The sequence below is a fragment of the Bacillus swezeyi genome (assembly GCF_001969815.1).
GTDB lineage: Bacteria > Bacillota > Bacilli > Bacillales > Bacillaceae > Bacillus > Bacillus swezeyi.
The window spans coordinates 215,145-235,655 of record NZ_MRBK01000006.1 but is presented as its reverse complement, the minus strand read 5'-3'; the positions used below and the strand labels follow the sequence as shown (position 1 = coordinate 235,655).

At 45.5% G+C, this 20,511-nt stretch carries 18 protein-coding genes; all 18 read right to left on the bottom strand.

The features are described from left to right. Nucleotides 1–177 precede the first annotated feature (177 nt). Nucleotides 178–975, bottom strand: coding sequence for a TIGR00282 family metallophosphoesterase (locus BTA30_RS07240; RefSeq protein ID WP_076760589.1), 798 nt, complete (start codon nt 973–975; stop codon nt 178–180). A gap of 86 nt (nt 976–1,061) precedes the next feature. Beyond that, nucleotides 1,062–2,621 carry a ribonuclease Y gene (gene rny, locus BTA30_RS07235; protein WP_076760588.1) on the bottom strand — a complete coding sequence of 520 codons (1,560 nt, stop codon included), beginning with the start codon at nt 2,619–2,621 and terminating at the stop codon, nt 1,062–1,064. Between the two features lie 359 nt (nt 2,622–2,980). Continuing rightward, nucleotides 2,981–4,024: a recombinase RecA gene (gene recA, locus BTA30_RS07230; protein WP_076760587.1), complete on the bottom strand. Its 1,044-nt coding sequence runs from the start codon at nt 4,022–4,024 to the stop codon at nt 2,981–2,983. 170 nt (nt 4,025–4,194) lie between these two features. Continuing rightward, a complete protein-coding gene (locus tag BTA30_RS07225; RefSeq protein WP_076760586.1) occupies nt 4,195–5,445 on the bottom strand; it encodes a competence/damage-inducible protein A in 1,251 nt (416 codons plus the stop codon). Nucleotides 5,446–5,466: 21 nt separating this feature from the next. After that, nucleotides 5,467–6,048, bottom strand: coding sequence for a CDP-diacylglycerol--glycerol-3-phosphate 3-phosphatidyltransferase (gene pgsA / locus BTA30_RS07220; protein WP_076760585.1), 582 nt, complete (start codon nt 6,046–6,048; stop codon nt 5,467–5,469). Nucleotides 6,049–6,109: 61 nt separating this feature from the next. Beyond that, nucleotides 6,110–7,015: a helix-turn-helix domain-containing protein gene (locus BTA30_RS07215; RefSeq protein WP_076760584.1), complete on the bottom strand. Its 906-nt coding sequence runs from the start codon at nt 7,013–7,015 to the stop codon at nt 6,110–6,112. A gap of 17 nt (nt 7,016–7,032) precedes the next feature. Beyond that, entirely contained in the window at nt 7,033–7,824 is a 792-nt protein-coding gene (locus BTA30_RS07210; RefSeq protein ID WP_076760583.1) for a YmfK family protein, read from the bottom strand. 269 nt (nt 7,825–8,093) lie between these two features. Beyond that, the gene (locus tag BTA30_RS07205) at nt 8,094–8,351 is read right to left on the bottom strand and encodes a DUF3243 domain-containing protein (protein ID WP_076760582.1); all 258 of its coding nucleotides are present in this window, start codon (nt 8,349–8,351) and stop codon (nt 8,094–8,096) included. A gap of 70 nt (nt 8,352–8,421) precedes the next feature. Then, nucleotides 8,422–9,153 carry an elongation factor P 5-aminopentanone reductase gene (gene ymfI / locus BTA30_RS07200; protein WP_076760581.1) on the bottom strand — a complete coding sequence of 244 codons (732 nt, stop codon included), beginning with the start codon at nt 9,151–9,153 and terminating at the stop codon, nt 8,422–8,424. A gap of 71 nt (nt 9,154–9,224) precedes the next feature. Further along, nucleotides 9,225–10,511, bottom strand: coding sequence for an EF-P 5-aminopentanol modification-associated protein YfmH (yfmH, locus tag BTA30_RS07195; protein WP_076760580.1), 1,287 nt, complete (start codon nt 10,509–10,511; stop codon nt 9,225–9,227). After that, a complete protein-coding gene (gene yfmF / locus BTA30_RS07190) occupies nt 10,508–11,788 on the bottom strand; it encodes an EF-P 5-aminopentanol modification-associated protein YfmF (RefSeq protein WP_076760579.1) in 1,281 nt (426 codons plus the stop codon). The genes yfmH and yfmF overlap by 4 nt, the downstream gene beginning before the upstream one ends. A 142-nt stretch (nt 11,789–11,930) precedes the next feature. Next, nucleotides 11,931–13,154, bottom strand: coding sequence for a bacillibactin exporter BcbE (gene bcbE / locus BTA30_RS07185; RefSeq protein WP_076760578.1), 1,224 nt, complete (start codon nt 13,152–13,154; stop codon nt 11,931–11,933). Nucleotides 13,155–13,261: 107 nt separating this feature from the next. Further along, nucleotides 13,262–13,990 carry a GntR family transcriptional regulator gene (locus BTA30_RS07180; RefSeq protein WP_076760577.1) on the bottom strand — a complete coding sequence of 243 codons (729 nt, stop codon included), beginning with the start codon at nt 13,988–13,990 and terminating at the stop codon, nt 13,262–13,264. A 143-nt stretch (nt 13,991–14,133) separates the two neighbouring features. After that, the gene (locus tag BTA30_RS07175) at nt 14,134–16,473 is read right to left on the bottom strand and encodes a DNA translocase FtsK (RefSeq protein ID WP_076760576.1); all 2,340 of its coding nucleotides are present in this window, start codon (nt 16,471–16,473) and stop codon (nt 14,134–14,136) included. Nucleotides 16,474–16,593: 120 nt separating this feature from the next. Next, nucleotides 16,594–16,809 carry a YlzJ-like family protein gene (locus BTA30_RS07170; protein WP_076760575.1) on the bottom strand — a complete coding sequence of 72 codons (216 nt, stop codon included), beginning with the start codon at nt 16,807–16,809 and terminating at the stop codon, nt 16,594–16,596. Further along, nucleotides 16,806–17,552, bottom strand: coding sequence for a ClpP family protease (locus tag BTA30_RS07165; protein ID WP_076760574.1), 747 nt, complete (start codon nt 17,550–17,552; stop codon nt 16,806–16,808). The genes BTA30_RS07170 and BTA30_RS07165 overlap by 4 nt, the downstream gene beginning before the upstream one ends. A 257-nt stretch (nt 17,553–17,809) precedes the next feature. Beyond that, nucleotides 17,810–19,474 (bottom strand): ribonuclease J2, encoded by a 1,665-nt coding sequence (rnjB, locus tag BTA30_RS07160; RefSeq protein ID WP_076760573.1) that lies wholly within the window; start codon nt 19,472–19,474, stop codon nt 17,810–17,812. A 147-nt stretch (nt 19,475–19,621) separates the two neighbouring features. Further along, the gene (dapA, locus tag BTA30_RS07155; protein ID WP_076760572.1) at nt 19,622–20,491 is read right to left on the bottom strand and encodes a 4-hydroxy-tetrahydrodipicolinate synthase; all 870 of its coding nucleotides are present in this window, start codon (nt 20,489–20,491) and stop codon (nt 19,622–19,624) included. Between the last annotated feature and the right edge of the window lie 20 nt (nt 20,492–20,511).

Here is a 20,511-nt window from a genome sequence, read left to right as displayed (position 1 = left end):
TGGATAAGTGAGTGTTCATTAGAACAATCATTATTAGATGTTGCTATTTTCAAAGCCATCCCCTTTTAATTGCTTTTCAAAAATAGCAGGGTACCTTCCATTTTTACTATATTCACTAAAAGACCGGGATATTCCTGCTTTCTTTTTAATATTTTTCTAAAATGATTTTCTGTTCAGTTATTCAAAAAACATGTGGTCGTCATTGATTAATATCCGCTCAATTTTTACGGCCTTTTTGCTTTGGTCATCAATGTCAATAACGACTCCGCTTAAGGTTGTCCGGCCTTCTGCAATCTCAAAGCGGACAGGCAGACTAGTTTTGAACCGTTTGATAATCGTCTCTCGATTGACCCCGAGAACTCCGTCATATGGGCCTGTCATGCCGACATCAGTGATATATGCGGTACCCTTGGGGAGCACGCGGTTGTCCGCTGTCTGTACATGTGTATGCGTCCCGACAACGGCTGAAACCCGTCCGTCCGTATACCAGCCGATCGCCTGCTTTTCACTCGTCGCTTCAGCGTGGAAATCGATAAAGATAAACGGCGTTCTTTTAGACGCCTCTTCAATCAATTCATCCGCTTTTCGGAACGGGCAGTCGATCGGAGGAAGAAATGTCCTTCCCTGCAGATTGATCACAGCCAGCTCTTTGCTGCCGTTCGTTCTTATGTATGTAATACCTTTACCGGGGGTGCCTTCAGGAAAATTGGCGGGTCTGATCATTTGAGGGGCTTCATCAATAAAATCAAAAATTTCCCTTTTATCCCATGTGTGGTTTCCCATTGTGAGAACATCGGCTCCCGCTTGAATGAGCTCATGATATATTTTTTCGGTGATGCCCTTTCCATGCGCGGCGTTTTCTCCGTTAACGATGACGGCATGCGGTTTATATTTCAGCTTCAGTTTCGGCAAGTAATTTTTGATCATCTCTCTGCCGGGTGAACCGACGATATCTCCAATAAATAAAATTCGCATAATTTGACCCTTTCTTTTTTAAAATAGGATTCTCTAATAGTGTTACACAAGGAAACAAAAAAATAAAGTGATGCATTCGCATCACTTTATTTTGCGTATTCAACGGCTCTCGTTTCCCTGATCACGGTTACTTTAATATGTCCAGGGTAGTCAAGCTCGTCCTCAATTCGTTTTCGAATATCCCGCGCCAAACGATGGGCTTCAAGATCGTTGATCGAGTCTGGTTTGACCATAATCCGCACTTCTCGTCCGGCCTGTATCGCAAATGACTTTTCAACACCTTCGTACGATTCAGAGATTTCTTCCAATTTCTCGAGCCTGCGAATATAGTTCTCGAGAGTTTCGCTTCTAGCGCCAGGTCTTGCGGCTGACAATGCATCAGCTGCGGCTACAAGCACCGCGATGATGGAAGTCGGTTCCTGATCTCCGTGGTGTGATGCGATACTGTTGATGACGACTGGGTGCTCTTTATACTTGGTGGCCAGCTCCACGCCGATCTCAACATGGCTTCCCTCCACCTCATGGTCGATCGCTTTCCCGATATCATGAAGAAGTCCTGCTCTTTTGGCAAGTGTAACGTCTTCTCCGAGTTCTGAAGCCATAAGACCTGTCAGAAACGCCACTTCCATTGAATGTTTAAGCACATTCTGTCCATAGCTTGTTCTGAACTTCAAACGGCCGAGAATTTTGATTAAATCGGGATGGAGACCGTGGACTCCAACTTCAAACGTCGTCTGTTCACCCATTTCGCGAATATAATCATCCACTTCACGTCGGGATTTCTCAACCATTTCTTCGATTCTGGCAGGATGAATACGGCCATCCTGAACGAGTTTATCAAGAGCGATCCTGGCTGTCTCGCGCCTGATCGGGTCAAATCCTGAAAGGATAACAGCTTCCGGCGTATCATCAATGATAAGATCGATCCCCGTCAATGTTTCCAGCGTACGGATATTTCGTCCTTCACGTCCGATAATACGGCCTTTCATCTCATCATTTGGAAGATTGACAACTGAAACCGTTGTCTCGGCCACATGATCAGCGGCACAGCGCTGTAAAGCCAGTGAAAGAATATTTTTTGCTTTTTTATCAGCCTCTTCTTTCGCACGATTTTCAGTTTCTTTCATCATGATCGCGATGTCATGGGAAAGCTCATTTTCAACTCGTTCCAGAATGATTTGCTTCGCTTCATCACGAGTCAGACTTGAAATACGCTCCAATTCTGACTGCTGCATACGAATCATTTCATCCACTTTGCTTTCCATCTCTTCAATATGTTGTTGTCGTTCATTCAGAGAATGATCTTTCTTCTCCAACATCGCTTCCCGTTTATCTAATGATTCATCTTTTCGGTCAAGGTTCTCTTCCTTTTGAAGTAAACGGTTTTCTTGTTTTTGAAGCTCATTTCGTCTTTCACGAACTTCTTGTTCAGCTTCTATCCGAAGCGTGTGAATCTCGTCTTTTGCTTCAAGAAGGGCTTCTTTTTTCAACGCTTCAGCATCCCGCTTCGCGTCTCCAAGAATTTGTTCGGCTGCATGACGCGCACCTGAAATTTTTGCTTCGGCAATGATTTTACGAACATAGTAGCCAACAACTAAACAGAATAGGCTCAGCAAAATGGAGATGAGAATTGCTAAAGGACTCATAACTTTCACCTCCTCTTGCTATGAACTTGTTTCTTGCTAAAAGTAAGTGTCGGCATGTACATTGTACTTTCTTCTCAACATACAGAACCTTCACAGGGAATGAAGAAGCTTCACTGCCCTTGTCAAGTTTAAATGTTTATCAATCATGTTAAGAAAAACAAGTGATACAATTTCATTGTAATTGTGTGGGAAATACTTGTCAAGCTTGCTGTCTTAACGTTTACAAGATATTCGCTTTTTTCAAACCTATTCACTTGGGATTCCTTTAGGATTGTGAAGCGGGGCTTGCTTGCTGAGGATCGGCAAAAGAAAGCGAAAGGCTGCCGACCCGGGGTCAGCAGCCTTATAGATGTTTGTGATTAAAATTCGAGTTCTTCCTGGGCTTCTTCTTCCGGTTGAGAAGCGGGACTGCCGCCCGTATCCAAACCGTAGTGCTCCCGGATTTGCTCTTGAATCATCAACAGGATATCTTTGTTTTCTTTTAGAAACTGCTTTGCGTTTTCACGGCCCTGCCCAAGACGTTCCTCCTGATAAGAGTACCATGATCCGCTTTTTTGCACGATGTCAAGCTCTGTTCCAAGGTCAATGATTTCCCCTTCTTTTGAAATCCCTTCACCGTACATAATATCAACTTCAGCTGTCCGGAAAGGAGGCGCCACTTTGTTTTTCACGACTTTAATTCTCGTCTTGTTCCCCATGACCTCATTGCCTTGTTTCAGCTGTTCGGCACGGCGCACTTCAAGGCGCACAGAAGAGTAGAATTTCAGCGCTCTTCCGCCTGGAGTCGTCTCTGGATTGCCAAACATGACCCCGACTTTTTCACGAATTTGGTTAATGAAAATCGCGATGGTCTTCGATTTATTGATCGCTCCGGAAAGCTTCCGAAGCGCCTGGGACATCAGTCTGGCCTGCAAGCCGACATGGGAGTCTCCCATGTCTCCTTCGATTTCCGCTTTCGGGACAAGGGCCGCTACCGAGTCGATGACAACGATATCCACTGCTCCGCTTCTGACAAGGGCTTCCGCAATTTCAAGCGCCTGTTCTCCTGTGTCAGGCTGTGACAGCAGCAGCTCGTCAATGTTGACGCCGAGCTTTTGGGCGTAAACCGGATCAAGCGCATGTTCGGCATCTATGAATGCCGCCTGTCCTCCCTGCTGCTGAACTTCGGCAATCGCATGAAGCGCCACCGTCGTTTTACCGGAACTTTCCGGTCCGTATACTTCAATAATCCGGCCGCGCGGATATCCGCCCACTCCAAGGGCTGTATCGAGCGCTAAAGAACCGCTCGGAACGGTTGAAATTCTTGTTTCAGTTTGTTCGCCGAGCTTCATAATCGAACCTTTACCAAACTGTTTTTCTATTTGTTTAAGCGCCATATCTAAGGCTGCCTGACGATCACTCATTCTATTTTTTCCTCCTTTATCACTTCCGCTATATCTACTATACCTTGTTTGCGCGAATTTGCCAAGAAAAAAGCGAACGCATATTCGATTTTTTTGAAAGATAAAAAATGATTCCTGCAAGCGGAAGGTTCTTTTTTAAAAGGAAGATCTTCCGAAAAAGCTGTTATCGCTTATTTTTCTAGTATTTTCAGCAGCAGATGGCAGCCGTATTTGGCGGACCTCTTCCGGATGCCGGATCTGGAGCCGGCGAACATGAATTCAAACGACTCTTCATCTCTGCCCTTTACAGAGATGCCGATTAATACCTTTCCGGCCGGGTGGCCTTCCTGGGTATTCGGCCCCGCGACTCCCGTAAAGCTGATGCCGATGTCGCTTCCCGTTTTGTCTCTGATGCCTTTGGCAAGCTCTTTTGCGCATTGCCCGCTGACTGCGCCAAAGCGGTTCAGCGTATCTTCGGAGACACCGGCGGCTGAAACCTTCAATTCGTTCGTATAGCAGACAGCGCCGCCTTTAAAATATTGGGAAGCCCCGCTGATTTCTGTCAGCCAGCTTGAGAAAAGGCCCCCTGTAAAACTTTCCGCAGCAGACAGGGTGATCCCTTTTCGGGTGCATGCCTTCGCAAGCTCTTCCACAAGCGATGTATCATCATATCCGTAAAAGAACTCTCCGACGCGCTCCAAAATGCGGTCTTCCGTTTCTTTCAGCAGACGGCTTGTTTCATCCGGATCAGCGTGCTTGGCCGTCAGCCTGAGGGTGACTTCCCCATCTGCCGCCAAAGGGGCGATCGTCGGATTCGTCTGCGCATCAATAAGGTCTTCCAAATCCGTTTCAAGCTGGGATTCTCCGATGCCAAAAAACCGCAGCACCCTTGACACGATTTTTTCCTTTGAGCCGAGTTTTTCTAGAATCAGCGGCTTCGCTTCATTTTCAAACATCGGTTCAAGCTCTTTCGGCGGCCCGGGAAGAAGCATGTAGAAACGCGATTCATGTTCCAGGAACATGCCCGGAGCCATGCCGAACCGGTTTGGCAGGACATCCGATCCTTCAAGGATCAGCGCCTGTTTACGATTGTTCGGCGACATCGTGCGGTTTGTTTTTTTGAAATAATCCTCGATCGATTGAAAAGCATCCGCATCAAGCTCAAGGGGACGCCCGACAACCTCGGCGATTGTTTCTTTGGTCAAATCGTCTTTTGTCGGTCCGAGCCCTCCTGAAAAGATGATGAAATCAGACCTTTTCTGTGCGGTTTGAATCACTTGTTTGAGACGTTCGGGGTTGTCTCCGACCGCTGTATGATAAAAGACGTTCATTCCGATTTCGGCCAATTGTTTGCTGATAAACTGCGCATTCGTATTGGCGATTTGTCCGAGCAGCAGCTCTGATCCGACAGCGATAATTTCTGCTTTTCTTTCCAATTTCATTCTTTCCACTTCCTCACGCGTTTAGTTCGATGTTTTTAAAGCATCCCAGTTTTTAGCGAAATAATCCCAGCCTGATACGACGGTGAAAAAGACAGCCACCCATAAAGCAAGAGAGCCGAATGGGAACGAGACAAGCTCGAATGGAAGGTTGTGAAGCAAGAGAGCTGAGATGGCAATGATCTGGGCCCATGTTTTCACTTTTCCAAGCATGTTCGCTGCCACGACTTCCCCTGTCCCTGCCAATACGAGGCGAAGCCCTGTCACGGCAAATTCACGGCTGATAATGACAATCGCCATCCATGCCGGTGCAAGATGGTAATGAACCAAAATAATCAATGCCGATGATACGAGCAGCTTGTCGGCAAGCGGGTCAAGGAACTTTCCAAAGTTCGTCACAAGGTTCAGCTTTCTCGCGTAATAGCCGTCAACCCAATCGGTAACAGAAGCAAAAATGAACAAAAGAGCGCCGATTAAATGGGCGACTGGAATCGACTCGCTTCCAAAAGATAAGGATCCCCATTGAAATGGAACAAGCATGACGATCATGAAAATAGGAATTAATGCAATTCTTGAAAGCGTGATTTTATTTGGTAAGTTAAACATAAAGGTTCCTCCATATGTATCGTTTTACGAATGATGAACGCAAGAAAAAGTCATCTGGCATTTAAGATGACTTTTCCTCCTTTTTATTTTGAATCGTTATGTTTTGTGTCATCACATTCTTAGGATCTAGTTCATAGGAAAGAGCTTCTCCGTTGATTTTAATTTCCACACCGGGCGCATAGCCAATCCGCAGATCAATCTGTTCTTGCTCGGTTATATTCTTTTGAAAGGTTTCTCCTTTTTTCATCATGCCTTCTTTAAGAGAACTCCCTTTCTCATCCCTCACCCTCACCCAAGAGTCTGCCGATGCTTTCACCTCAAGCTCAAGCTTGTCGGCTCCTGAAATTTCATAGGTTGTGGAGGTGCCTTCACTGCTGACGGCTTTAATGCTCAGCTTTTCCTTCTCATCAGACTGCTGATCATCTTTTTCTTTGTCATCAGCGCCGCTGTTTTTATCAGCATTCGCATCTTTCTGATTTTCCTTTGTCAGCGGTGAATCCTTTGAGACGTCATACTTGCTTTGCGACTCTTCTGTTTTAGGCTGCTCGGCCGACTGCTGATTCCCTCCGCTGTTTACGGCTTGAATAATGACGTAAATGATCGCAACCACGACAATGACGCCGGCTACGACAAGCAAGGTGGGCAGAAGTTCGAGCGCTTTTGACGCTGACTTGGGAAGCTCCCTCTGCGGCTTGATTGAAGAAAGTTTATCAGAAACCTCATCATTGTAGGAATTGGGGATATCTTTTTTAAATTCTTCAAATAAGAGCTCTGAGTTCAGTCCGACAGCTTCCGCGTACTGTTTAATAAAAGCTCTCACATAAAACTTTCCCGGAATAATGTCATAGTTTCCTTCTTCAAGGGCTGTTAAGTATCTTTTTTGAATTTTCGTAGCCGCCTGAAGATCGTCCAATGACATCCCTTTTTCCTCTCTGGCTTCTTTCAGCCGATTTCCTAGTTCAGTCACAACAAACACCTTCCATTTTAAAAATCAAAACCGGAAAAACCAGAATGGTCAAACATTTGCGGTTCCTCGGCATGTTCATATGTAATAACCTCATCAGGGCTGTTACGCAATTCGATAATGTAATCAAAATCATCCATCGTATATTCCGTATTTTGCACAAAAATATCCGGATGCTCGACAACTTTGGTCGCGGGCAGCCGCATAATTTCACTGACGAGCTGCAAATGGCGCTCAGATCCTCTTCTTGTCGATACGATGCCGTCCAAAATAAAAACATTCTCCGGGCTGTATTCGTCGGCAATCAGCTGGCTTCTGATCGTTTGTTTCAAAAGCGTCGAAGACACAAAAAGCCATCTTTTGCTTGCACATACGCTTGAAGCGACGATTGATTCCGTCTTGCCGACGCGGGGCATTCCACGGATTCCGATCAGCTTATGTCCGTCTTTTTTAAACAGTTCGGCCATAAAATCGACAAGCAGGCCGAGCTCGGAGCGTTCAAAACGGAACGTTTTTTTGTCATCTGCATCCCGCTGAATATAGCGGCCGTGTCTGACAGCGAGACGGTCTCTTAATTTCGGCTCTCTCAGCTTCGTAACTTTTATCGTTTCCATCGTGTTTAAAATGGATTCCAGGCGTTTAATCTGATCTATATGACGGCATTTTAACAAAAGGCCTCTTCTTGAAGTATCAACCCCGTTAATTGTGACAATATTGATTGAAAGCATCCCCAGCAAAGAGGATATATCTCCCAGAAGTCCGGGACGGTTGACTTGGATTTCATATTCTAAGTACCATTCGAGCTTTGCCAAATGATAACCTCCCTATCCATCATCGTGGCAAAAATTTACCTTCCTTTATCATAAAGCATTTTAACTTAATTAGAAAGCAGAATGTTGTGATTAAATAAGAAAAACGTCCGTTTCCCAAATTCGGGAAAAAACGGGCTGCATCGTGTACTGAATCCTTTTTACCCTTTCTGCCTGAAAAGAAAACGCCCGAAGTGCTCAACCTTATATCAAATGATGGCAAATACCGAGGCATAAAACCTACAAAAAAGAGAGAGTGAACCACTCTCTCCTTAATGTGAGCTGTTGTTTTCAACAAGCTTGACCATCACGTTCGCAATGGCGTGCTGCTCTTCTTCTGAAGCAACGCTCCAAAGATCAGCGAGCACTCTTTCCTGATGGTTTTTTGAATCTACCTCACCGGCTAAATAATCACCGATCTCATATGCAAGATCTGAGATGGTTTCGTTTGACATTCCTCTTTCATGGGCGTAGTTGAGGCGGTCGCCCAAAAAGTTTTTCCATTGATCCCAATTATCCAGTACGGACATATCAGGCCCCTCCAATCTCTTAAAGTTACAGTTTTATTATTCTCGGAGGGATCATTAACTATACATTTTTTTAACAATGCCAGCCGCCATTTACAGATAATATCTGGCCTGTGATATATGAGGCTTTTTCTGAAAGCAAGAACTCGACGGCGTCAGCGACTTCTTCGGGTTTTGCGAGCCTGCCCATCGGAATGTCTTCTGTGATCATCTCCTCCTCCTCATTTGAGAACGCCCCCATCATCTTCGTTTTGACCGCTCCCGGGGAAACGGCGTTTACTCTGATGCCGCTTGGTGCAAGCTCTTTTGCAAGGGCTTTGACAAACAGGTTTTGCGCTCCTTTTGTCATGCTGTATAAAACCTCGCACGATGCACCGGTTTCGCCCCAAATCGAGCTAATGGCGACGATTGCGCCCGATTTTTTCCGAAGCATGGCCGGAAGCAGGTTTCTCGTTAACAGAAACGGGCTTGATACGTGAAGCTGAACCATTTCTTGAACAGCAGTGTCTGGCATATCGGTTATAAGACCGTGAAAGCTTTGTCCGCTGTTTAGCACGATAGCGTCAAGCGCCCGCCCGCCAATGGAGGCGGAGACGGTCTCAACACCGTCCGGGCCGGACAGATCGCTGTGAATGATTTCCGTTTGAATGCCGTATGTATCAGTCAGCCTGCCGCCTAAGGAAACGGCCTCTTTTTTGTTTGCATTGTAATGAAGGAGCAAATCGAAGCCGCTTTGCGCAAGCTTTTCGCTTATGCTTTGACCGATTCCGCCGCTTGCGCCGGTTACAAGAGCCAGTTTTGACATATTTCCCACCCTTTTTCGCAAAAAAGAAAGGTTCAGCATGGATTCTGTCCACACTGAACTTCTTGGTTTTTTTATGATTTTGGAACGACTTTGCAGACGGTGATCCTGTCTTCTTCAATTTCTTCTTCAATGGCCCTGTGAACGTCTTCAAGTGTAATGGACTCAAGAACGGTGACAATATCGAACAGACTCGTCTCCAAAAATGCGTATCGCGTGAATTGATTGGCAATGTATTCAGGCGAGTTCATCGATTTTAAAAACGTGCCGATTTTTTTCTTTCTCGCCAAATTCAATTTTTCGGCTGTGATCGTCTCTTTTGCCTTAAAGAGCACCTGCTTCAGTTCCTCGGCAAGCTGATCGGGTTCAGGCGTGTCGCCTCCGACAGATGCGAAGCCAAAGCCGTGTTCTTCTGTGTAATCATAGCTGAATGTCTCGTCAATGTAGCCTTTTTCATAAATTTTTTCATAATCGGCGGAGCTTTTGCCAAACAGACACTCGAGAATAATGTTCATGGTCAGTTCATGTTTTAGCATATCGTTTCCTGTATTTTTAGGGTTGACGCTTTTTAAGCCGACCAGGCATTTCGAGCTTTGAACATTCATTTTGATTTCCTGTTCTTTTCGGTATACAGCGGCAGGCTCCTCTACCTCTTTGCGGACGATTTCAGGCTGATCCGTATACGGCTTTTTCTCCTGATTTTTGCGGACCTGGCTGATCATGGCTTCTGGGTCTACCGGTCCGACGACAAACAGCAGCATATTGCTTGGGTGATAAAACGTTTCATAGCATTCATACAAAAGATCCTTTGTAATATGTGAAATGCTTTCAATCGTCCCTGCGATATCAATCCGGACGGGATGCTCTTTGTACATGTTTTCAATCAAGCCGAAGAAAAGGCGCCAATCAGGGTTGTCGTCGTACATATTGATTTCCTGTCCGATGATGCCTTTTTCTTTCTCAACCGTCTTTTCTGTAAAATAAGGGTCCTGCACAAAATTGACGAGCGTTTCAAGATTTTCTTCTACTTTTGATGTGCTTGAAAAAAGATACGCCGTTCTTGTGAAGGAGGTAAAGGCGTTGGCCGAAGCCCCCTGTCTGCTGAAATTCTGAAAGACATCCCCGTCTTCTTTTTCAAACAGCTTATGCTCCAGAAAGTGGGCGATACCGTCAGGCACGCGAACCATTTCTTCTTTTCCGAGCGGGACAAACTGATTGTCAATAGATCCGTATTTTGTCGTAAATACGGCATATGTCTTGTTGAATCCTTCTTTCGGAAGGACATAAACATCGAGCCCGCCGGGCATTTTTTCATAATATAGCGTTTCCTTCAGCTGTTCAAATTCGATCGTTTTCGTCAAGATGCTCCCTCCGTCCCTTTCAGAAAGTACGTTGTATCCAATTCGATTTTCTTTCCAACTTCAATAATGTCTTCTTTAGTGACATCGTCAATGCGCTGAAGCCACTCTTCCAAAGAAAATTCGGTTTGGGCGGCAGCCTGCTGATAAATGAATTCGATCAAGCCGTATGGTGTATCAATGGTTTCAAGAATCTGGTTCTTAATGACCGCTTTCGTCTGACTGATCGCCTCTTCCGTAAAGCTGCCTTTTTTCATCTCCTGAAACTGCTCCTTGATAATGTCGACCGCCTTTTGATAATTGCCGACTTCAATACCCGACATGACCATTAAAAGCCCTTTGAAGCTTTCGATCCTGGATGCAGCGTAATAGGCAAGGCTTGCTTTTTCCCTGACATTGATGAACAGCTTTGAGTGGGAAAAGCCGCCGAATAGTCCGTTGAAAAGCTGTAAAGCCGGATAATCCTCATCTGTGAAATGCGTATTTGTCCGAAAGCCCATGTTCAGTTTGCCTTGCTTGACATCTGAATCTTCAACGACTTCTTGAGGCTCGGGGCTGTAATTGCGCTGAATCTGGGGAGCCGGCCCGGCCTCCCGCTCTTTCGTGTTGAAATAGCTGGAGATGTATGCTTCCACCTGTTGTTCATCAACATCGCCTACGACGTAAATATCCAGCTGATCTTCATTGATCGCTTTTGTGTAAGCTTCGTACAGGCTCTGAGGTGTGATGTCTTCCACATCCTCAAGCTCACCGTTCACATGGAGGGCGTAGGGCTCATCTTTGCACATTTCTTGAATGAGCCTCAGATTGGAATATCGCATTTTATCATTGTATACAGCTTGAATTCTTTGCTTTAAAGTTCGTTTTTCCTGAGAAACATACAACGGCTGAAATGCCCCTTCTTCAAGCGCCGGCGAAAAAATAATCTCGGAAAGAAGCTCAAGTCCTTTTTCCAAAAGCGGAGTCTGATCTTTTAAGTATTTTTCATTGGCGATATCCAGCCGGAACGAAATGATATGCTGCTCCCCTTTTTTAGAGAGATCTGTGGATACAGAAGTGCCATAGAGCTCATCAAGGTACGTTCTAAGCTCAGCCGTCTTGGGGTGCGTGCTTGTGCCGCGCAAAAGCACATGCGGAAAAAGAGACCTGTTTGTCACATCTGCTTTTGTTAAAGGGGCAAGCATTTTAAAAATAATGGAAACGGTTTTGAACTTTTCCGTTTTCACGATATGGCTCGTTATCCCGCGATGTTCTCCTTTTATTTCATTAAGATATGTCATAAAGAACCTCCTTCGTCCTTGTTTATATTATGTATTATGACCCGATTGAAGCATATGCTTCTGAGCTGTTTGGTTGTAATTATATCAACTGGAGGGGATTTAAGGAAACTAAAACCCTTGTGAAAAAAAGAACGGTGCAGATTCACACCGTCTTTACCGTTTCATGATCATTTTCCTTTGGATCAATATTAAACAATACAAGCGCCAAAGCGGCCAAACTGCACAGAAGCGACACGATGAAAATCAGCCAGCCCGCATTAGTCATCATGTAGGCAAAGACCGGCGGGCCGAGAGCTACTCCGATAAACCGCATGCTGTTGTAAAATGACGATATCGTTCCGCGTTCTTCTTTTTCGATTCCCTCTGTAATCAGAGCATCAAGTGAAGGAAGGGATATCCCGATTCCGATGCCGCCGATACTCATAAACAAAAATAATGGATAGAAGCTGTGGTTCCACCATAATCCTCCGAAAGACAAAGCAAGCAGGATCATCCCGATGAGCACACAAATTTTCATTCTGATTTTATTGTTGCCGATCAGCTTGCCGGCGAGGTATGAACTAACGGATAGAAAAAGCAGCGGAATGCTGAGCAGCGCCCCTTTTACAATCCCTTCAATCTGGTACTCTTTCTCCAGGTTATCTGACAGGTAAAACAGCACCCCGAATAAAAGAAACATAATAATGCCGCCGATCATAAAGATGGACACCAGCCAGCGTCCTTCCCTTTTAAATACCTTCCTCACATTTTTCGTAAAATCTTTGAACGATCTCTTCTCATCACTTTTCTCCTTCGGCTTCGGCACAAAAAACAATACGAGAAAAAAGCTGACCAGAGACACAATCGGAATAAACCAGAACGGCATGAACCAAACCCATGATGCTAAAAAAGCCCCTAAGATTGGGCTTAATACTTTTCCGGCAGTATTTGCCGTCTCAATGTCTCCGAGACCTGCACTGATCTCTTCATCGTTTTGAAACAGATCCCCTATAAACGGCATGACGATCGGAGCAGCCCCCGCTGAACCGATGCCTTGAAGAACCCGTCCCGCTAAAATCATGGCATACGGCTCTTTGAAAAAAGATGAGGCAAAGCCTGCGAGAGCGCCTCCGGCTCCGGCAATCACCAAACATGGAAGCATGACCTTTTTTCTTCCAAACTGGTCGGACATATAGCCGGTAATCGGAATGCATATAATCGCAACAACCGAGTAAACCGTAATGATCAAAGAAACTTGAAAGGAAGAAATGTTTAATGTTTTTTCAATCACCGGCAAAACGGGAATCAGCATCGAGTTGCCAAGCGTCATGACAAGCGGGACCGAAGACAGCGCGATAATGCTTTTAACGCCTTTTTTTCTGCTCAACTTTTTTCACCCAATTCATTCATATTTCCAGCCATTATTGTGGCTTAGTGTGGGTGTATTTATGTATGACATGCAAAAAAACAGCCGCTCGTTCTGAGCGCCCGCCTTTATTCAAAACGTTTTCTGACGACATGAAACCTGAATTTATCAGCCCGAAAATAGTTTAATGAATATAATACTGGCCTGTCATTTTGATCATAATGGATCTGCTTTAATAGCAAGAGAGCGGTCTCCGGATCACACTCAAGAATTTGAGAGACCGTATCATGATAGCCGATTGGCACGATGTCTGCAACCGCATAGCTGATGACCGCACCTGACTTATTCTCCAGCCATCCAAACATCGATTCCTGCTCATGTGAAAACCCTTTGGGCAGAATCGCCATCGGTATTTTATCAAGGCAATAGACAACGGGTGTCCCATTTGCCGTTCTCACCCGCTCCAGCAGGAAGATTTCACTGTCTTCTGTAAGCTGAAAGCGGAGCATGTCGTCTTCAGTCGGATGGGTCACCTGTGAAGACATAAAAATGGTTCCCGGGGTCATGCTTGCCTGTTCAATCATTTTCGTGACGCTGTTCAGCTGCTCAATACCTGACAGGAATAAAGGCTTTGGGTTTACAAAAGTGCCGACGCCATGCCTTCTGACGATGACATTTTCTTCTTGCAATATGCTGAGCGCTTCCCGCAAAGCCGTTCTGCTGACGCCCATCATTTTTGACAGCTCGAATTCAGAGGGGAGCTGCTCATTTTCACGATAGACTCCGTTTTGTATATCATCTTTTATCCGATCAATCACTTTAAGACATAAACGTTGATTGTCAGCTTTTATCGACATGTTCTCCCTCCGTCTGACCAGATCAGATTCAAATTACCTTTAATTGAGGATAACTATATCATGTTTTGTCAAATAAATAAATAGACGCTTTTTCACACGAACAGTTTACATAATATTTTTATAGGAAACTGAGCTCTCTTCTCTTAAGAAGAGAGCTCTTCATATTGTTCTTTTGACATCAGAACTTCGCGGGGCTTTGATCCTTCATAAGGACCGACGACGCCCCGTTCTTCCATCGCATCGATCAGCCGGGCCGCCCGCGTGTAGCCGATGCGGAACCTTCTTTGCAGCATGGAAACGGAAGCCGTCTGCATGTTGACGACAAGTCCGACCGCTTCATCGTAAAGATCATCTGTCACTTCACTGAGCGTTTCCGTCGTTTCCTCAGGAATCATTTCCTCTTGATACTGGGCCTTTTGCTGAGTAATGACATGGTCAACGACTTTTTCAACCTCTTCATCTGATAAAAAGGCTCCTTGAACGCGAAGCGGCTTGTTGGCTCCGACAGGCAGAAACAGCATGTCCCCTCTTCCAAGAAGCTTTTCAGCGCCCCCCATATCGAGAATGGTTCTGGAATCTGTCTGTGAAGATACACTGAAAGCAATCCTTGAAGGAATATTGGCTTTGATCACACCAGTGATGACATCGACTGACGGGCGCTGCGTTGCGATGATCAGATGGATTCCGGCTGCACGGGCCATTTGCGATAGCCTTGTGATTGAATCTTCAACATCTGAAGAAGCGACCATCATTAAATCGGCAAGCTCGTCCACAATCACGATAATATACGGAAGCTCGGGCTGCTTTGCTTCTTCTGATGCATTCATCCGTTTAATGTAATCATTATACCCTTCGATATTTCTCGTCCCCGTGTGTGAAAACAATTCATAGCGACGCTCCATTTCATTGACGACTTTTTTTAAGGCCTGTGACGCCTTTTTCGGATCAGTCACAACAGGAGCAAGCAAATGAGGAATCCCGTTATAAACGTTCAGTTCGACCATTTTTGGATCGATCATCATCATTTTGACTTCATGCGGTTTTGCCCTCATTAAAACACTTGTGATAATACCGTTGACACAGACGCTTTTTCCGCTTCCCGTCGCACCTGCGACAAGAAGATGGGGCATTTTGTTTAATTCAGCCAAAACCGCTTCTCCGGAAATATTCCGGCCAAGTCCGATCATCAGCTTTGCATCTGGCCGGTCATTCAGCTTGGATTCGAGCACTTCTTTCAGGGAAACCATCGCAACCTCTGCATTCGGCACTTCGATGCCGATCGCCGATTTCCCGGGTATCGGCGCCTCGATGCGGATATCCTTGGCAGCAAGGGCCAGCGCCAAGTCATCGCTCAAATTGACAATCTTGCTCACTTTGACGCCGACATCAGGATAGACTTCATATTTCGTCACTGCCGGACCGAGGTGGACCTGGGTCACTTTCGCTTTGACCCCGAAGCTTTGGAATGTTCTCTCAAGCTTTCTCGCATTATCATAAATATTTTTTTTGTCGGTCTGCTGTCCCGTATGCTTCGGATCATCTAATAAATTGATGGATGGGAGCTGATAGTCCTTATTTTCAAGCTCTGTAAACGTAATTTCCGGAGCGGTTTGCATGTCCCCATCCGCTTCGGGTTCGGGAGCTGTTTCAGCCGGCTCTGGCGTTTCATAAGCTTGTACATCAGATGTTTCGTCACGGTCGGAAAAACTTGAGATTATCGGTTCGGATTGAATAACCGGATCCGGTTCCTGATCGGGTTCCGGCTCCTGTACAGGGTCTTCAGCAGCGGTGGGTTTCCGCTGCGTTTTGCGTTTTTTTCCTGATTTCTTTTTTGGTGTATTGTTTTTCAATTGCTTGAGATCGGCAAGAAACGCATGCCATTGATCTTTGATGAAAGACGCAACCGGAGCCGTCCATTTAATCAGCGTCTCCTGAAGCGAACGGTCAGTGATCAGCAGGAGGCCGATCAGAATCAGAAAAATGGCAATAATTTTAGATCCGGCAGAGGCGAACAGGAAATATGATGCCGCAAACAGCACCGCTCCAATCATTCCGCCGCCAAGATCAGGCGAGCCCGTCTTGCCTTTCAAGTCCATCATAAACAGCTCCCACGTATTTTGTATCACGCTAGGAGACTGGATCATTCCCCTGTCTGCCAAGTGCTGAAACAGCTGAACATGAGACAGGAGCAGAATGCTTGCAATGATGCAATAAAGCCCCGCTTTTCTTCTCGTCAGAAAGCTGGGCGTTTTTTTCTTCCAAAACAGCGATACACCAGTTAAAAAGAGAGCTAGCAGACACAGGATAAACCATTCTCCTGCAAAAAAACGGAACATGTAAATGAACGTTTGACCTGCAACACCAAGCTGTAAAACTGCAATGATCGATATGGCGATACAAATTAAACCGTACAATTCAAATTTAAGATTAATCCGTTTGACCTGTTTTTGTTTCTTTTTCGATTTTCTTTTTCTTTTTGCCATGTTCCATCACCTTACTGCATAATAAAAAATATAAAAACAAAGAGAAAGCAGCCTGCTTCCGGCTGCAATTTTTCCTCTGGATTCCCCTATTATAGCATATTTATCCTTGTGACACTTCAGCTATTTATAAAATGTCAGTTTCAGCGTCTGCCCTGGGGCTGTCTCCTGTTTTAAGAAATCCATTGGATTTGTGCTGAGAACCTGAACCACTCTGGCTTCTTCTCCATTCATTTCAACCAGGAGCGGGACGCCGTTTACATCGATTTGTCTCAAGTTCGTTCCTTCTGACTGCCCGGCGAAAACGATTTCCTGCGGCATGGTCGTATACAGAATCATTGAATCATCCTTTCCTCACCGCCGCGGTTCTGTTCAATCAATTCATTGAGCTTATTGATCGCTTGGCCGACTCCGCCCGTCTCATCGATTAAACCATCCTTGACCGCATCCTTTCCGACGACATTTGTTCCGATGTCACGGGTCAGATTCCCTTTTGAAAACATCAGCTCTTTAAATTTGTCTTCCGAAATGTTTGAATGGCTTGTCACGAAGTTAATAACTCTTTCCTGCATTTTGTCAAGGTATTCAAATGTTTGCGGCACACCGATAACAAGCCCTGTCAGTCTAACCGGATGAATCGTCATTGTCGCGGTTTCGGCGATATAGCTGTGGTCACAGGAAACGGCAATTGGAACACCGATTGAATGGCCGCCTCCGAGCACGATTGAAACCGTCGGTTTTGACAGCGACGCCAGCATTTCAGCTATCGCCAGTCCTGCTTCAACATCGCCGCCCACTGTATTCAATATAATGAGCAGCCCTTCGATTTTAGGATTTTGTTCTACTGCGACAATCTGCGGAATCACGTGTTCGTACTTTGTCGTTTTATTTTGGGGCGGAAGCTGTACATGCCCTTCAATTTGCCCGATGATGGTCAGACAGTGAATGTTTGAGTCCTGCCCCATTTGCGGAAGCGTCGTTTGGCCAAGCTGCTGAATTTTGTTGACAAGATTGTCTTTACCGTCCTGCTTGTCCGGCTGCCCTCCTTGTCCGTCCCCGTTTTGTATCCGGTTTGAATCCATCTGGCTCACCTCTTTCTCGAGTTTCTTTTGTATTATGGACAATGGCGTTTTTTTCATACAATATAAAAAAACCAAGAGGGATCCTCTTGGTTTCAGCTTGTTGAGAAACGCTTGCATTCGTCGTCACGGCTGCGCTTCGGTGCTCACGTATCAGTCATACGCTCCGCTCCGATGCTCGCCGTTCCTAGACTTCAAGCGTTTTCAAGCCAAGCTGGGCTTTAAGGTAAAAAACCAAGAGGGATCCTCTTGGTTTTTCTTTATACTTCCATGATGATTGGGATGATCATTGGTTTTCGTTTTGTTTTTTCATATAAGAATTGATTCAAGGCGTCGCGCATGGTTTGTTTTAAGGCGGACCATTCGACGACTGCGTTTTCTGTGCTTTCTTTGACGATATCTCTGACACGCTCTGTCGCTTCAACGATCAGCTGTTCAGATTCCCTGACATAGACAAAACCTCTCGTGATAATTTCGGGTCCTGATACAAGATATTTTTTCTTTTTATCAAGGGTAATGACAACGATTAAGATTCCGTCCTGGGAAAGGAGACGCCGATCTCTGAGTACGATGTTGCCGATATCGCCCACACCGAGCCCGTCAATCAGAATGTTGCCTGACTGCACCTTATCGCCGATTTTGACGTTTTGGCCGCGAAACTCAACGACATCGCCTTTTTCAACAAGAAAAATGTCGCTCCGCTTCATTCCGATTTCTTCAGCAAGCTTGGAATGCGCTTTTTGCATTCTGTATTCGCCGTTTACAGGAATTAAATACTTCGGCTTCAGAAGATTCAGCATCAGCTTCAGCTCCTCCTGGCAGCCGTGCCCTGAAACATGGACGCGTTTTTGTGCGAATACAACGTGGGCACCCGCTCTTGTCAAAAGATCGACGGCTTTGGAATACACCAATTCCTGGCCCGGTACTGGAGAGGATGCGATTAAAACGGTATCCCCTTCTTCAATATCAATCTGCTTATGCCCTTGTTTTGCGATTCTTGTCAAAGCAGCCAGCGGCTCTCCATGATTGTCTCCGGTCAAAATGGCAACTTCTTTTTTCGGGTGCTTTTTGACTTCCTGGACAGGGATGAACATATCCTCGTCTGCCGTTACATAGCCAAGCTTAATGGCGAGCTGCAGGATGGCGGAGATATTTTTTCCTGAAACCGCAAGTTTTCTGCCGTTTTGAAGAGCGGCATCAATCACCTGCTGAATCCGGTTAAAGTTTGAAGCGAATGCAGCAACGATCACACGGTTTTCCGCGTTATACATCACATCGGAAATTTCACCGCCCACAACGGCTTCTGACGGCGTATAGCCCGGCTTTTCAGCGTTGGCGCTGTCAGAAAGCAGACAAAGTACACCGCTGTTGCCGATTTTGGCGATTTCGCCGATGTCGCTCGTCTGGTTTAAAACTGGTGTTTGGTCAAATTTGAAATCGCCTGTGCTAACGATGGATCCAAGGGAAGTTTTAAAGCTGACACCGACGGAATCAGGGATGCTGTGGTTTGTTCTGAAAAATGACACTTTTGTTGACTCAAATGTAATAACGGACTTGGAATGGACCTCTCTTAAATCAGCTTTTTTATTTGAACCGTACTGCTTCAGCGTTTCTTTTAAAAGGGCAAGCGTCAGTTTTGTTCCGTAAACAGGCACGGATAGTTTGTTCAGGCAGTAAAAAACGCCTCCGATGTTTTCTTCATGTCCGTGTGTCAGAAAGATCGCCTTTACGCGGTCAGATCGTTCGATTAAATAGGAAATGTCAGGGATAACGACATCGATTCCCAACATTTCATTTTCTGGATGCATGAGTCCGGCATCAACCACGAATATGTCAGAGTCGATTTCAATGACATAAAGGTTTTTTCCGATCTCCCCGACGCCTCCTAAGGCGATGATTCTAATATTTTCTGTATTTTTTTTCAAATTGTAATCCTCCTAATCTAAGTACCCGTCCATCATCACTTGTCCCTATTATACCTGAATTTAATTTTAGAAAACAAGAACCATTATGTATATAACAAACGGCCATCCCCTCCAAAAGAGAATGACCGTTTTCGTCCGTATTGGTTTTTACAAGCCGTTGATCAGGCTGCTTAAACGGAGTCGTTCATCTTCATTTAGCGGAATCAAAGGGAGCCGGACAGATCCGACGTCAAGACCCTTCAGCTGAAGAGCCGTCTTTAAAGGAGACGGATTCGGAGCTGCGAAAAGGCCTTTCATCAGCGGGAGAAGCTTCTGATGGATCAAGGCTGCTTGTGCCGTATTCCCGTCGATATAATGTTTGATCATCTCCTGCATTTCCGGCCCGATGATGTGTGATGCAACGGAAACGATTCCTCTGCCTCCGACAGACAAAGCAGGCAGGGTGAGGCTGTCATCGCCTGAATACACGGCAAAATCATCAGGTGTTTCAGCAACGATTTTCGTGATGGCGTCGAGATCGCCGCTCGCTTCTTTAATCGCAACGATGTTAGGAATTTCCGCCAGACGGATCGTCGTTTCAGGAGCAAGCGAAGCCACCGTCCTGCCAGGCACGTTATAAAGCATGACCGGCAGCGATGTTTCTTCTGCAATCGCTCTGAAGTGGCGGTACATCCCTTCTTGAGAAGGCTTGTTATAATACGGCGTCACGAGCATCACGGCGTCTGCTCCGGCTTCTTCAGCTTTTTTTGTCAGTTTGATCGACGCCTTCGTGTTGTTGCTTCCTGTGCCGGCGATAATTGGCGCACGGCCGGCAGCTTCCTTGACGGAGTATTGAATGAGCGCTATTTTTTCTTCTTCTGACAGTGTCGGCGATTCCCCGGTTGTTCCGGCAACAACGAGGGAATCCGTTCCATTGTTCAACAAATAATCAATCAGCTTTGACAATTTATGAAAATCGATATTTTCATTTTTGTCAAAGGGTGTAACCATTGCAGTTGCAATATTTCCGAAATTCATTTTTTTCACCTCATCATGAT

Coding starts and splice junctions, on each gene's coding strand:
- BTA30_RS07240 (WP_076760589.1), bottom strand. CDS start 975: ATGCGAATTTTATTTATTGGAGATATCGTCGGTTCACCCGGCAGAGAG.
- rny (WP_076760588.1), bottom strand. CDS start 2,621: ATGAGTCCTTTAGCAATTCTCATCTCCATTTTGCTGAGCCTATTCTGT.
- recA (WP_076760587.1), bottom strand. CDS start 4,024: ATGAGTGATCGTCAGGCAGCCTTAGATATGGCGCTTAAACAAATAGAA.
- BTA30_RS07225 (WP_076760586.1), bottom strand. CDS start 5,445: ATGAAATTGGAAAGAAAAGCAGAAATTATCGCTGTCGGATCAGAGCTG.
- pgsA (WP_076760585.1), bottom strand. CDS start 6,048: ATGTTTAACTTACCAAATAAAATCACGCTTTCAAGAATTGCATTAATT.
- BTA30_RS07205 (WP_076760582.1), bottom strand. CDS start 8,351: ATGTCCGTACTGGATAATTGGGATCAATGGAAAAACTTTTTGGGCGAC.
- ymfI (WP_076760581.1), bottom strand. CDS start 9,153: ATGTCAAAACTGGCTCTTGTAACCGGCGCAAGCGGCGGAATCGGTCAA.
- yfmF (WP_076760579.1), bottom strand. CDS start 11,788: ATGACATATCTTAATGAAATAAAAGGAGAACATCGCGGGATAACGAGC.
- BTA30_RS07180 (WP_076760577.1), bottom strand. CDS start 13,990: ATGTCGATAAAAGCTGACAATCAACGTTTATGTCTTAAAGTGATTGAT.
- BTA30_RS07175 (WP_076760576.1), bottom strand. CDS start 16,473: ATGGCAAAAAGAAAAAGAAAATCGAAAAAGAAACAAAAACAGGTCAAA.
- BTA30_RS07170 (WP_076760575.1), bottom strand. CDS start 16,809: ATGATTCTGTATACGACCATGCCGCAGGAAATCGTTTTCGCCGGGCAG.
- BTA30_RS07165 (WP_076760574.1), bottom strand. CDS start 17,552: ATGGATTCAAACCGGATACAAAACGGGGACGGACAAGGAGGGCAGCCG.
- dapA (WP_076760572.1), bottom strand. CDS start 20,491: ATGAATTTCGGAAATATTGCAACTGCAATGGTTACACCCTTTGACAAA.